The 13,622-nt window shown below is 39.1% G+C and carries 11 protein-coding genes and 1 tRNA gene; 5 read left to right on the top strand and 7 right to left on the bottom strand.

Features of this window, described 5'->3' with window-relative positions; all coding sequences use genetic code 11:
• Positions 1-53 precede the first annotated feature (53 nt).
• Both HPE63_RS11055 and HPE63_RS11050 read left to right on the top strand, forming a co-directional pair.
• Positions 54-2,432, top strand: a complete 2,379-nt coding sequence (locus HPE63_RS11055) for a glycoside hydrolase family 3 N-terminal domain-containing protein (RefSeq protein WP_188314345.1) — start codon at positions 54-56, stop codon at positions 2,430-2,432.
• A 177-nt stretch (positions 2,433-2,609) separates the two neighbouring features.
• Positions 2,610-2,984: a hypothetical protein gene (locus tag HPE63_RS11050; protein ID WP_188314344.1), complete on the top strand. Its 375-nt coding sequence runs from the start codon at positions 2,610-2,612 to the stop codon at positions 2,982-2,984.
• Here HPE63_RS11050 and HPE63_RS11045 read toward each other — a convergent pair.
• The 3 genes from HPE63_RS11045 to HPE63_RS11035 are packed head-to-tail and all read right to left on the bottom strand — an operon-like array spanning position 2,981 to position 4,841.
• Positions 2,981-3,436, bottom strand: coding sequence for a GNAT family N-acetyltransferase (locus HPE63_RS11045; protein ID WP_188314343.1), 456 nt, complete (start codon positions 3,434-3,436; stop codon positions 2,981-2,983). The two genes, HPE63_RS11050 and HPE63_RS11045, sit on opposite strands and share 4 nt — an antisense overlap.
• Positions 3,437-3,438: 2 nt before the next feature.
• Positions 3,439-4,350 carry a cation diffusion facilitator family transporter gene (locus tag HPE63_RS11040; protein WP_188314342.1) on the bottom strand — a complete coding sequence of 304 codons (912 nt, stop codon included), beginning with the start codon at positions 4,348-4,350 and terminating at the stop codon, positions 3,439-3,441.
• 59 nt (positions 4,351-4,409) lie between these two features.
• A complete protein-coding gene (locus HPE63_RS11035) occupies positions 4,410-4,841 on the bottom strand; it encodes an RpiB/LacA/LacB family sugar-phosphate isomerase (protein WP_188314341.1) in 432 nt (143 codons plus the stop codon).
• A gap of 612 nt (positions 4,842-5,453) precedes the next feature.
• Here HPE63_RS11035 and rnr point away from each other — a divergent pair.
• Genes rnr through HPE63_RS11020 form a run of 3 tightly spaced genes read left to right on the top strand, consistent with a single transcriptional unit; the run spans position 5,454 to position 9,066 of the window.
• On the top strand, positions 5,454-7,643 hold the full coding sequence (gene rnr / locus HPE63_RS11030) for a ribonuclease R (protein ID WP_188314340.1): 2,190 nt from the start codon (positions 5,454-5,456) through the stop codon (positions 7,641-7,643).
• A 60-nt stretch (positions 7,644-7,703) separates the two neighbouring features.
• Positions 7,704-8,384 (top strand): head GIN domain-containing protein, encoded by a 681-nt coding sequence (locus tag HPE63_RS11025; protein ID WP_188314339.1) that lies wholly within the window; start codon positions 7,704-7,706, stop codon positions 8,382-8,384.
• A 7-nt stretch (positions 8,385-8,391) separates the two neighbouring features.
• The gene (locus HPE63_RS11020; RefSeq protein WP_188314338.1) at positions 8,392-9,066 is read left to right on the top strand and encodes a LysE family translocator; all 675 of its coding nucleotides are present in this window, start codon (positions 8,392-8,394) and stop codon (positions 9,064-9,066) included.
• Positions 9,067-9,108: 42 nt separating this feature from the next.
• On the opposite strand, the gene HPE63_RS11015 is transcribed toward HPE63_RS11020, so the two are convergent.
• From HPE63_RS11015 to HPE63_RS11000, 4 genes are all read right to left on the bottom strand, one after another.
• Positions 9,109-9,179 (bottom strand) — tRNA-Cys (locus HPE63_RS11015).
• A 50-nt stretch (positions 9,180-9,229) separates the two neighbouring features.
• Positions 9,230-9,589: a dihydroneopterin aldolase gene (folB, locus tag HPE63_RS11010; protein ID WP_188314337.1), complete on the bottom strand. Its 360-nt coding sequence runs from the start codon at positions 9,587-9,589 to the stop codon at positions 9,230-9,232.
• A 126-nt stretch (positions 9,590-9,715) separates the two neighbouring features.
• Complete coding sequence (locus HPE63_RS11005; protein WP_188314336.1) at positions 9,716-10,660, bottom strand: PorP/SprF family type IX secretion system membrane protein; 945 nt, start codon at positions 10,658-10,660, stop codon at positions 9,716-9,718.
• A gap of 18 nt (positions 10,661-10,678) precedes the next feature.
• On the bottom strand, positions 10,679-13,622 hold a 2,944-nt coding region (locus tag HPE63_RS11000; protein ID WP_188314335.1), incomplete at its 5' end, for a T9SS type B sorting domain-containing protein.

Raw genomic sequence — 13,622 nt, 5'->3', positions numbered from 1 at the left:
TTTAATCCTTGCTAAATTCTCGGTTCAACAATATAATTCACCTTCTCGAAATCATGGGATATAAATTCAGAATGCCAATGCCTTTCATCCAATCGATCACTAAGTGGGTTCTTGGTTTAGGTATGATTACCGTTTGCTTTGCGCAAAACCATGTTTTGCCCTATAAAAATAATTCCCTTGATGTTGAGCTCCGGGTAAAAGACCTTTTGGGCAGAATGACCCTAGAGGAAAAGATTTCCCAAATGAATATGATGAGTCTATCTGATTTGGAGCTAGACAAAAACGAAGAGGTGAGTGTTGCCTCCTTGGAAAAATTGTTCCAAGGAAAAAGTATCGGCTGTTTGGAAAGTCCGTTTGTAGGGGTAGATCAAATCGCAAAACTATCGGAAGCTGCTGACAACTATCTTAGGAATAATACAAGACTTGGCATACCGGCAATACAAATCGCAGAGTGCCTGCATGGGCAATTAGCCTTTGGTGCCACTATTTTTCCACAGGCCATTGCACAGGGAAGTACTTGGAATCCTGATCTGATACAGAAAATGAGCTCGGTGATTGCGCACGAAGCAAGCCTATCCGGAGTAGACCAAGCATTATCCCCTTTGTTCGATTTGGCAAGGGATCCAAGATACGGGAGGGTTGAAGAGTGTTATGGGGAAGACCCTTTCCATGTGGCCGAAATGGGAAAGGCCTTTGTCATAGGAATGCAGGGTGACCCTGATGTCACAAAAAATCGGATTCCGGACAACAAACTAATGTGCACGGCAAAACATTTTGTAGCCTATAGTACACCAATTGCCGGCATTAATCTTGGCCCAAATAATGTAGGTCCCAGGGATTTAAGGGATTTACATATATATCCGTTCAAAAAAGTTATTCAAGAAGCCAATATTTATGCGGTAATGCCTGCTTACAATGAAGTAAATGGGATTCCGTTACATAGTGATGAATACTTAATGAAAGATATTTTACGTAAAGAATTAGGTTTTAAGGGCTATGTATTTTCGGATTATGAAGCCATATGGATGTTGGAGCACTTTCATAAGGTGACCCATAATCGGGCCGAAACAGCCATTCAGTCAATAAGGGCGGGGATTGATCTAGAGGCGCCAAAACCATATGCGTTTTCAGAATTGGCGGAATTGGTTAAGACGGGAAAAGTCGATAGCTCCCTAATCGATCTGGCTGCACAAAACATCCTAACCGCAAAATTCAAGGCTGGCCTATTCGATAAACCCTATACTGCCCCGAATAAGGTGTCTGATCTCATTCATACCCAAGAAAACAAGACCTTAGCGCGTGAAATTGCTGAAGAGTCGATTATCCTGCTAAAGAACGAGGCCAATCTCTTGCCCTTGGACGTGTCCAAACTCAATTCAATCGCAGTTATTGGGCCCAATGCCGATCAAGTGCAATATGGCGATTACAGCGCAACAAAGGATAATGCTTCCGGGGTAACCCTTTTAGAGGGTATAAAGAATTATGTTAATGGGAATATCAAGGTGAATTATGCCCAAGGGTGCACCATTACGGGTCTCGACACTAGTAATATACCGGCTGCCGTATCGGCTGCAGAACAAAGCGATATAGTGATACTGGTTATAGGCGGAACCAGTATGACCCTTTCGGGCATCGGTTGGGGAAAGGACATTCCCGGCGATTTCGCAACTTGCGGTGAGGGGTTTGATCGAACAACCTTGACGCCTCCTGGTGTTCAACCTGAATTGATCAAAGCGATATATGAAACAGGAAAGCCTATCGTTTTGGTTATGGTGCATGGGAGGGCGTATTCGATTGCTTGGGAAAAAGAACATATCCCTGCCATTGTAGAGGCCTGGTATCCAGGGGAGGAAGGCGGCAATGCCTTAACCCGTATTTTATTTGGGGAAGTGAATCCTTCCGGGAAACTGCCAGTAACCGTTCCAACAAGTGTTGGGCACCTCCCCGTTTTCTACAATACTAAACCTTCTGGAAAAGGCTTTTATAACCAAAGGGGAACAGAAGAAAAACCGGGTAGGGATTATGTGTTCTCCTCACCGGATCCACTTTTCCCATTCGGACACGGGTTGAGTTATACACAGTTCGAATATTCTGATTTAAAGGTTGGGGATACGATGTTGGATGTGGATGGATTCGTCCATATTTCCATGAATGTAAAGAACATAGGGGAAATGACCGGGAAAGAAGTCGTGCAGGTGTATATCAATGATAAAATAAGTTCGGTGACCACCCCGGTTAAAGTCCTTAAAGAATTTAGAAAAATAGAACTTCGGCCCTCCCAAACTGTCGCTCTGGATTTTGATATCCCTATCGAAGAATTGGGTCTCTGGGACAAGGACATGCAGTATAAGGTTGAGCCAGGGGAATTTGAAATTATGGTAGGTAGTTCTTCGGCAGATATACGACTTACAAAAACGATTTTTGTGCGTTGACCCTTTTGCATAGAACCAAAAAAATCAATGGGTTTGTCATTAAATGAAACGGTTTGTTTTTGGCAAGGGTACCACCTCGACAAAATTACTTTTTAGTACCAATATTGATTAACATAAAACATTGTTAATCAACACTTAAAATTTGTTTTTGTTATATTTTTACCTTACTTTATGAGAATGGTCAAAGTAGATAAAAAAGACAATAAAGAATTCCTGGAAAAATCAATCCATCATTTAGAAGCCACTGGTTTTGAAAATATCAAAGCTGATATGGAGGGCTACGAAACTCCAAAATCATATATAAGTAAAGAAAGCGGTACGAAAATCACACCTGATATTGTGGCGTTAAAAAATGGGATTAAGTATATTTTTGAAATAAGCCTTAAATCCGAAAAACCGTTGCTTTTAAAATCAAAGTGGTTGTTTTTAGATACCTTGAGCCGATTAAAATCAAATCGCTTTCGAATTATTACAACAAAGGGGCATTATAAGTTTACGGATAATATGTTGGAGGACATCAACCTTTCGAACAAATCACCTATTCGTATTTAAGAACCTGGTAATTGGTTTTTCACCATTCCGATGTGCGGAATACCATCTTCCAGATATTCCTCCCCAATCGCTTTAAACCCGAGGGAATTGTAAAATTTTTTAAGGTAGGTTTGTGCGGATATCTTAATGGTGGTTTCGTTCAAGTGTTCTCGAACGGCTTTTATGGAAGCGATCATGATTTCATGACCATATCCATATTTACGTTCCGATTTTTTAACCACAACACGGCCAATACTGGCTTGTTCAAAATAATCCCCTGATTTGAATAGTCGTGTATAAGCGATTACGACGCCTTCCTTTTTTCCTATAACATGAAGTGCTTTTTGATCCTTTCCATCCAAATCCTGATATACACAATCTTGCTCAACTACAAAAACTTCAGAACGAAGTCGCAGTATAGCGTATAACTCTTCCAAGGTAAGTGCTTCGAACTTTTTTATTGTAATGTGCATCTTCAATCCTGTACAATGATTTGTTTAACATCACACTTGCCGAATTCAGGTTGAATATTGACATGGTTTATCCCGAATTTATGAAAGACCTCCTCCTCTATCTGGTCAAGGATTAAATCGAATTCGGAAAGTTTTATATCCTGTAGAAAGTCTATATGGGCTTCAAGATGTATTTCATCTTCATTCAATTGCCAAATGTGCACATGATGCACATTTTTAATGGAGTCGATCTTACTTATGGTCTCCACAATATGTTGGACTTGTATGGTGTTAGGGGTGAATAACATAAGAACCCTTGTGGATTCCTTTAAAAGATCATAGCCCATGTAAATCAGATACAGGGCAATCGCCAAGGTCAATGTGGCATCGACCCAGTACATTTGATAGAATTTCATTAATAGACCACCAATCAAAACGGCGACGGAAGCCATCATATCCGTCATTAAATGGAGGTAGGCGGATTTCATGTTCATATTGCGCCCTGCATCCTTTTTTAATAATAAGACACTAAAACCATTTGCTGCTATCCCTAGAATTGATAACCAAATGACCAAGTTCGATTCAATTTCCATAGGTTCTATAAACCGCTCAATGGCTTCCTTTATCAAAATGATCGCAACCACTATCAAAGTAGCGGCATTGACAAAAGCAGCAATAATCTCGGCCCGTTTGTAGCCAAAGGTCTTATTGGTCGAGGCTTTCTTTTTTGAAAGGACGGTTGCAATATAACTGACAATCAAAGACAGTACATCACTGAAATTATGCAGAGCATCCGATAGCAGGGCTAAACTTCCAGAAACCAATCCTCCTATTACCTGGGAAACAGTAATAAGAATATTAAGAAGTATGGATATGATTAAATTTTTTCCTTTTAAGTCGGTATGGGAATGGGAATGATGGTGATTATGTGCCATAGGTCAATACAGGGTAAGATGGGCTAAAGCATCCGTTTAAATACAATAAGAACAATGTATTAATTACATGGTATCTTTTCTATGCGCCGTTCATGCCTACCGCCTTCGAACGCGGTCGATAAAAACACCTTTACCATTTCCAAAGCTTGTGGTAAGGAAATATAACGTGCCGGTAAACTCAACACGTTGGCATCGTTGTGTTCACGTGCCAATTGAACTATCTCCTTGTTCCAACAAAGGGCGCATCTAATTTTTTGATGTTTATTGGCAGTCATTGCAGCACCATTGCCACTACCACAAATAATAATACCGAAGTCTACTTTTTCTTCTTCGATATCCTTGGCAACCGGATGTATAAAATCAGCATAATCAACACTATCGGTGCCATCGGTGCCATAATTGATGACCTCTATGTTCAATGACTTTAATAGACCTATAATAGCTAGTTTATATTCAGTACCGGCATGATCGTTACCTATTGAAATCTTCATCGTTATAAGAGTGGGTTTACTACAAATGTACAAATACATTACCATTCACAACAATTGTATGTTAAAGACGTTATTCGTTTAGAATGTATTTTTATACATTGTTATTATCCCACCTATTTTACTTGTTAACTTGTTTACAAATAAGTGGAAAAAAATAGTAATTAAATTTTGTTTTTACTATTCCTTTTTGTTGTACAAAACTACCGGGTAAGAAAAGAATTTACTTCTAAAAAAATAACAGCAAGTTATTAAGTCCATTTTCTAAATAGTTAACAATAAATCAACCAATACTTATTAAAAATATACTGTTGAAATAGGTTATCACTATACGTTGATAAAAAAGGTAATGCATTGATAAAGAATGGAAAAAGGGAATGATAAAATGTAGACAATCTGTTTAAGTGGTATAAAGGTATATTTTTGGGATTTTTTTATTACCACTATTAACAACCCATCATAAACATCATTTGTTTTTAAAATAATAATAGAAAAAAATAGTATATAGTATATATGTTGATAACCTTTCGAAATGTGAAATAAAACATAAGAGGGGGTATTGGGATATAGCTAATGGATTATAATTTGTAATTTTCCGACCAAATAAAATTTTTAATGTCAAAGAACAAAAAGAAAGCAAAAAATCATAGAAAAAACGAGATAACTAAAGGGATATTTACCGTACTTGAAAAAGAACCAGAGAAAAGCTTTACCTATAAACAAATAGCCGCAAGAATAGGTGTAATAGATGCGAACGAACGTAATCAATTGATAAAAAGGCTTACCGAACTTAAAGAGAAAAAGAGGATATTGGAAGAAACCAGGGGGCATTTCAAAGCCATACCCTCTACAAAAACATACCACACTGGAAGAGTTGATATCACCGGAAGGGGCAATGCCTATATCGTGGTAGAAGGAATTGACGATGATGTTTTCGTTCCTTTCAATAAATTAAAAAAGGCTTTTCATAAAGATACGGTAGAAGTATATATTTTTCCGAGAAGAAAAGGAAAGAAGTTAGAAGGGGAAATCACTCGGATCATCGAAAGAAAAAAAAGCTCTTTCGTGGGTATTGTTGATATGCAAAAGACATTCGCTTTCGTAAGACCTTCCGATTTTAGAATGTACACCGATATATTTGTTCCAAAAGATAAAATCAATGGCGCTGAAGATGGGGATAAGGTGGTTGTTGAGATTACCGAATGGCCAGATAATGCGGATTCCCCTTTTGGAAAAATTACAGATGTCTTGGGTAAACCAGGAGAACATCAGACAGAAATACATTCCATTTTAGCGGAATATGGATTACCATATGAGTTTCCTTATGAAGTAGAAAAGTATGCCAATACGTTGGATACATCGATTAAACCAGAGGAAATTGCAAAGAGAAGGGATATGAGAAAAGACCTCACTTTTACCATAGATCCCAAGGATGCCAAGGATTTTGATGATGCCCTTTCTTTTAAAATCCTTAATAATGGAAATTATGAAATAGGTATACACATTGCCGATGTTTCACATTACGTAAAACCAGATACAGTTTTAGATGAACAAGCCTATGATAGGGCAACCTCGGTATATCTCGTAGATCGTGTGGTACCTATGTTGCCCGAAGTATTATCGAACAATGCCTGTTCATTACGTCCAAATGAAGAAAAATATACCTTTTCAGCTATATTCGAGTTGGACGATAAGGCACAAATAAGAAACCAATGGTTCGGAAGAACGGTAATAGATTCCAATGAACGTTTTGCGTATGAAGAGGCCCAGTATATTATAGAGAATGGTAATGGTAATATTCCAAGTGACATTTCCATTAGAAGTTCGGCATACACGGTTTCCGATGAGATTGTACAAGCTACCTTAACATTGGATAAATTAGCGAAGATAATGCGAGCCAAAAGAATGCAACAAGGGGCCATTTCTTTTGATAAGCTAGAGGTTCGTTTTAATCTGAATGAGAAAAATGAACCCGAAAGCGTATATTTCAAAGAGGCTAAGGATGCGAATAAGTTGATAGAGGAATTTATGTTATTGGCCAATCGTAAAGTAGCTGAGTTCATTGGAAGGCAAAAACCTAAAAAAACTTTTGTATACAGGGTACATGATGATCCCGATGAGGATAAATTAATAGCTTTAAACGCTATTATCTCACGGTTTGGACATAAGATTAGTTTTAAGGATAAAAAATCCATCAGTGCTTCTTTAAACCAGCTTTTAGAGGATGTTAAAGGTCAAAAAGAACAGAATTTAGTAGATACATTGGCCATTCGCAGTATGAGTAAGGCCATTTATACGACTGAAAACATAGGGCATTATGGGTTGGCTTTCGACTATTATACCCATTTTACCTCACCTATCCGTAGGTATCCCGATGTCATGGTGCATCGATTGTTGCAGCATTATTTAGACAATGGCAAATCGCCAAAAGAAGATGTGTATGAGGATAAATGCAAACATTCCTCTGATATGGAAGGATTAGCTGCCAATGCAGAAAGGGATTCTATAAAATACATGCAGATCAAGTTTATGCAAGACCACCAAGACCAAGAGTTTATTGGGGTTATCTCTGGGGTCACCGAATGGGGTATCTATGTTGAGATTATAGAGAATAAGTGTGAAGGTATGGTCCGAATACGGGATATAAAAGGTGATTATTATATCTTTGATGAAAAGGAGTACGCCCTTGTTGGTGAACGCACTAAAAAAACATATCAATTAGGGGATGAGGTAGTAGTAATGGTAAAAAGTACAGATCTTATTAAACGCCATCTCGACTTTACACTCATCGGAAAGAACGAATAAATACGTTTTTTGGAATAGATTTTGTTTAAGTTAGTAAGAAAATACCTAAAAACTGAAACAATGAAAAATTTGGTTTGCCTTGTGGTGCTCTTGTTTGTTTGTAAAGCGATATCAGCACAAGACGAAAGAATTACCCAAAATCTGCAACCATTTTCAGAATTGAAGGCTTTTGACGGTTTGTCGATAAATTTAATACAATCCACTGAAAACAAAGCTGTTATCACTGGGGTGAATACAAATAATGTCGTTATCGTCAACAATGAGGGCGTTTTGAAAATTCGAATGAAAATCACGAAGATTTTCAGTGGTTATAGAACATTCATAGATTTATACTACTCCGATAAGTTGGTGGTTATCGATGTCAATGAGGACGCAAGGATATCATCAAAAAAAGCGATATCCCAGGATGTTTTGGAATTAAAGGCGCAAGAAGGAGGTGAGTTGGAAATCAATGCCGATGTTGAGCAACTTTTGATAAAGGCGGTTACCGGTGGGATTATTAAGAGTTCTGGAACTTGCGATTTACAAGACGTGGTTATAAATACTGGAGGAATTTATGAAGGAAAGAACCTGCTTACCAAGTTTTCCACTATCAATGTAAATGCTGGATCAAAGGCCGAAATCCATGCCACGGATTATGTGAAAGCTTCCGTTAAAGCGGGTGGTGAGGTATTGGTTTATGGTAATCCAAAAAAAATGGACGAAAAAACAGTATTTGGAGGCATAATAAAAAGAATGTAAGCTACACATGTTAGACGATATTCAGGCAGCAATTCCGTTGGGCTTTTTGTTAAGTTTTATGATTGGCCCTGTTTTTTTTGTGCTTCTTGAAACTGGCGCTGTAAGAGGATTTAGGGCCGCAGTGATTTTTGACTTGGGTGTTATTCTTGCCGATATCCTTTTTTTGACCGTTGCGTATTTCAGTAGCTTCCAATTATTGGAAAATTTGAGCAATGAACCAGGGCTATATGTTTTCGGTGGCGTCATTTTGTTGGTCTACGGCATCACTACCTATTTTAAAACTGAAATCAAAAAGGATAAACCGGCCTTAAGAACAAAAAAAAATGATTACCTAAGTTTATTTGTCAAAGGGTTTTTACTGAATTTCATCAATATAGGTGTTCTCGTGTTCTGGTTAGGCATCATTATAGTGGTCGGGCCAAGTTTAAACAACGATCCCAATCGCATTATTGTATTCTTTGCGGCTATGCTTGGGGCTTATTTAACTACGGATATTTTTAAAATTTTATTGGCCAAACAATTAAAGCGTAAACTCACCTATAAAAGAATTTCCAGAATCAAGAAAGGATTGGGTATTATTCTAATTATCTGTGGTTTGGTGCTCATTACCAAAGGTTTTTTGCCCAAAGACCAATTCAATATTGAAAAGGGGATTGAAAAAATTGAAGAGATTAGGGATTAGTATCAAAATAAAAACCCCCTTGCAATATGGGGGTTTTTGATGAGGCATCGAACGGATTCGAACCGTTGTACAAGCTTTTGCAGAGCTGTGCCTAGCCACTCGGCCACGATGCCATTTGAAGGTGCAAATTTAGCACCTTATTTTTTGGTTTCAAAACTATTATTCATGATCTTTTTGAACCTAAAACCACGGTTACCATTTCCACATCACCACCAATTGGGGGATTTATTTTCGAAACGGCGACCTTTATTTTATATACACTTTGCAATTCTTCAAAAACCCGATCGATAATACGTTTGGCGACGTGTTCCAATAATTTGGAAGGCACGTTCATTTCCTCTTTTACAATATGGTTGATATGTACATAGTCCACGGTATCAGTAAGGTTGTCCGAAACAGAAGCTTTTTTCAGATCTGATTTTAACGAAATATCCACGCGATATTCGCTTCCTATGATACTCTCCTCGGCCAGGCATCCATGATGGGCATGAGTCCTAATGTTGGTTAATTTAATAACTCCCATTCCGTTTTAATAATTTTATGCAAACTTAAGACGATCTAACGAGAAAAGGGTTTTAATATTATGCTTCTTAACTATGACCAAACTTCCATAACCTATGACCAAAGCGGTCCTTCCTCTTACACCTTTCTAGTAGGTACACCGACAATTGCTGATTCCTTGAAAAAGATCTACCCCCAATGTTACGACATGGGTACCGGAACTATAGCCCAAAATTTCATTTAGAATTATCTGATAAGAGTAACCAAAGTAAAAATTATTCTTCTTTAGGCCTGCAATCGGAGCGATATATAAGGGACTCCCTATTTGATCGTTTAAAAAGCGATAAGTTGCGCCTATATAATAATAATCCTCAAATTCGTACCATCTGAATTTCACGTTCAAATCAGTAACCGATCTGCCATCACTCTCGAAAAGCTGGAAGAATATAGAAGGTTCAATTTCCAATTTACTGTTTTTGTTCTTGGTATATCGATACCCCGTGTAGGCATAATAGTTACGTAACGTATTTGGCTCAAATACAGGATTGAACCTGGTCAGGTCCTTGTTCAATAAATTGGAAGCGTTCAAGCTAAAATAAAATTTATCGAAGCGGTACATGACCCCCACGTCAAAGTTGTGGTTTGTGGTAGCCCTATCGTCGGTAACACTAGGATCTAGTGCATCGAAATTCTCTATATCTATCCTAAATTGGTTGAAGTTATAGGACAATCCGAAGGATAGAAATTCATCATCATACCTATCCAACGTCAAATGATGGGCAAACGACAGCCTTGCCCCTCTTTGTTTGGTTTCCCCATTACTATCATTATACAACAAAGCCCCAATCCCAGATCTTTCCCCTATACGCATATCGGCCGCCAAGGACTGGGTGTCTGGCGCATCTTTAATCCCTACCCATTGCGTTAGTCCGTTTACACGAATTTTAACGTGGTCGCCTATACCCGCATAGGTAGGTGACATCACAAAAGGGTTATCTGCCAAATACTGTGAAAGTTGTGGTATTGTAAGCTCCTGGCCATTTATGGCAATAGCGCTTACAACGAGCAGAAATGTCAATAATTTAGTACGCATTATCGTCTTAGGTTAAGTTTAGCGATATAGGGTAAAATGACCTACAAATTCGCGATCATCATTCTCTCCATTGAGTTGAATCACATACCAATAATCGCCAGTTGGTAGTTCAGAGCCATGGTAAACTCCGTCCCATCCATTTTTACTGACCACATCCTCTTCAACCACTCTACCATAACGATCATAAATTTTAATTAGTATTTCTGGGTATGGCTCAATGTTTAGTGGTAACCAGGTGTCATTTTGAAGATCGCCGTCAGGGGTAAAGAAGTTCGGAATTTCGATATCGATGAACTCCATTGCAATGCTGGCAACTACCTCACAACCGTTTTCATCAACTACCCTGACCATATAGGTATCGGTTCTGTTGATAATAAAGGTGTTATCCGTGCCATTGTTTCTGTCTCCGAAATAAAAGGTATATTCCCCACTTCCACCTGTTGCAATTGCCGTTATTTCATTAATACTGTTATTCTGCAATTCCAAGGTCAATGGTTCAAATCCTAGGATTTCAAAATCAATGGTATTTACACAGCCATTAGCATGGGCAATCGTCAATGAGTGCATACCAGGCGCGATGTTCGTATAGTCAGGAGACAACTGCATATCAGCAGGATCTGTTGAATCCAGAGCATACAATACATCCCCGGAAACCGTAGGGTCTTCCAATGTTACTAAAATATAGTTATCTGGGGTGTCACCCGTACATTCATATACTGGTTCAACTATAGCATTCAAGTTTTGCCCAGGAGCAACTTCAACCATGATATTATCTTCGCATCCTTGCGCATCCCTCACGAACAATAAATAACTACCTGCGGCAAGATCCGTGAAATCCATTTGGTCTTGTACAAAGTTCGACTTATCGTTCAAGCTTGTACTATACGGAGCTGTGCCTCCCGTAACTGTTACTGATATTGTACCATTCTCCTCACCGATACAAATTTCAGGCGTAGAGGTAGCAGATAGTTGTAACATCTCAGGTTGGTCAATTGTGTATTCCAACAGTTCAAAGCAACCATTCATATCCTGTGCAATGACCGTATAATCCCCTGGTGCCAAATCAGTAAAGGTATTAATCGTATCAAACTGATTTAAATTCGGTGAGATAGAGTATTGGTATCCACCGGATCCGCCAGAAAGAGTAACGGTAATACTACCATTGTCATCACCAAAACAACTAGCATTCACAACAGCTTCAGTATAGGTCAATGGCTCTGGTTGGGTAATGATTACTTCCTCGGCAGGTGTAACACAATCCTCGCTGGTTACATTCACGTAGTAAGTGCCAACGGTTAAACCGGTGAACTCACCCAAACTTTGTGGACCAGCTAGTCGAGTTGCAATAGTTAATGCCGGATCTGAATATAATTCAAATTGATAATTACCCAATCCGCCTGTGGCAGTCGCATAAATAACCGCAGTGGCATCTCCATTACAGTTGATCACAGCTGCAGAAGTGTCAACCGTCAAGACTAATGGCATTATTGCATTTTCAGTAATCGAGTTTGAGGCCACAGAGGTACAAGCGCCTCCTAAATCCCTCACATAATATTGATGTGATCCAGCACCCAATACGCCTGTTTCTGGTAACGGCATAGGGTTACTCGTCATTGGACTAAAAGTAACATTGTCCAAACTATATTCATAGGTTCCGCTTCCGCCCGTTGCGCTAAGTTCAAACTCCACACCCGATGCACAAGTCAACGGATCCGTACGAATCAAAGTGGCTTCAATTAGAGTTGGTTCTGTAATGGTAACCTGATTGGTTTCAACATCACAATTCCATCCGTCAGAAACCGTAATACTATAGATTCCCGCTCCTAGATTCGTAAAATCAGGACTGGCTTGCTGTCCAGACGTAAACGTAATAGTAGTCCCGGAAGTGTCGTAATAATTCAATTGATATTCGTACGAACCACTACCATTAACCACATTGGTCGCAGATACGTTTCCTGTGGTATCACCATAACAGCTTAAGGCGGTATTCGAAGGAATAGCATTTGCCGTAACCGCAATTGGCATGACCAAAAGATTTGAATAGTTGTTCGTGATGGAACATCCTCCCGCATCAACAACAGTAACGCTATAGTCCCCTGCCGATAAGCCAGAAAATACCGAGACCATTACATCAACTTCGGTGTCATACACCTCTGCTGTTGTTATATTCGTCAAGGTAATATCATAAGGCGCAAATCCTCCTGTTGGATTTACCCTAATCTCACCTTGATCATTAGTACAATAGACTTCACTAAGAACAGTGGTAGTTTCAGTTAAAGGCATATCAGGTGATGCTATGGTGACCATATTGGTATCATCCATACATAGTGGCGCTGCCGTTTCGGTAACCCTAACATAATAATTGCCGCCAGACAATCCTGAAATAGGGAACAGGTACGGATCCGTAGTTGCATTACCTGAACCAATCTGAACACTGGCACCGGCTTGGGTAAACACCTCGTAATCATAAGTTCCTGTATAACCACTTATATTGATTTCCAAAGAACCATTTCCATCGCCAAAGCAAATTACCGGGTCAACAGCTGTTGCCGTAACTTCAATTAAATCATAGGGTGCTATTTCGTAGGGTATAGTGTCAATATAACATCCAGTAGTTGTGTCGGTTATTCTAAAGGTATAGTTACCAACTGCGGATAATTCAAATTCAGCAGTCACATTGGTTGGTGTACCGGTTAAAGAGCCGTTCGGATTTCCGATTGGCAATAGTTCATAAGTATATGCGTTAGCAGGATTTCCATCATCGGTTACGGTAATTACAACCTCTTCTGGTCCCGCACATGAGATTGCCGTAGTTTGACTGACAACAGCAGTAAACGTATTCAACGGATCGATGGTAACGTTCGTTGTGTCCAAGCACCCGTTATCGTCCCTTACGGTGACGGTGATGGTCTGTGAGGCGCCGGTATCGGTTATGTTGAACGTATTGGAGGCAAAGAAGTCC

This window comes from Maribacter arenosus (assembly GCF_014610845.1).
Classification (GTDB): Bacteria; Bacteroidota; Bacteroidia; order Flavobacteriales; family Flavobacteriaceae; genus Maribacter_A; species Maribacter_A arenosus.
Note: the sequence above shows the minus strand (reverse complement) of the source record. Positions and strands in the feature narration are given on the sequence as shown.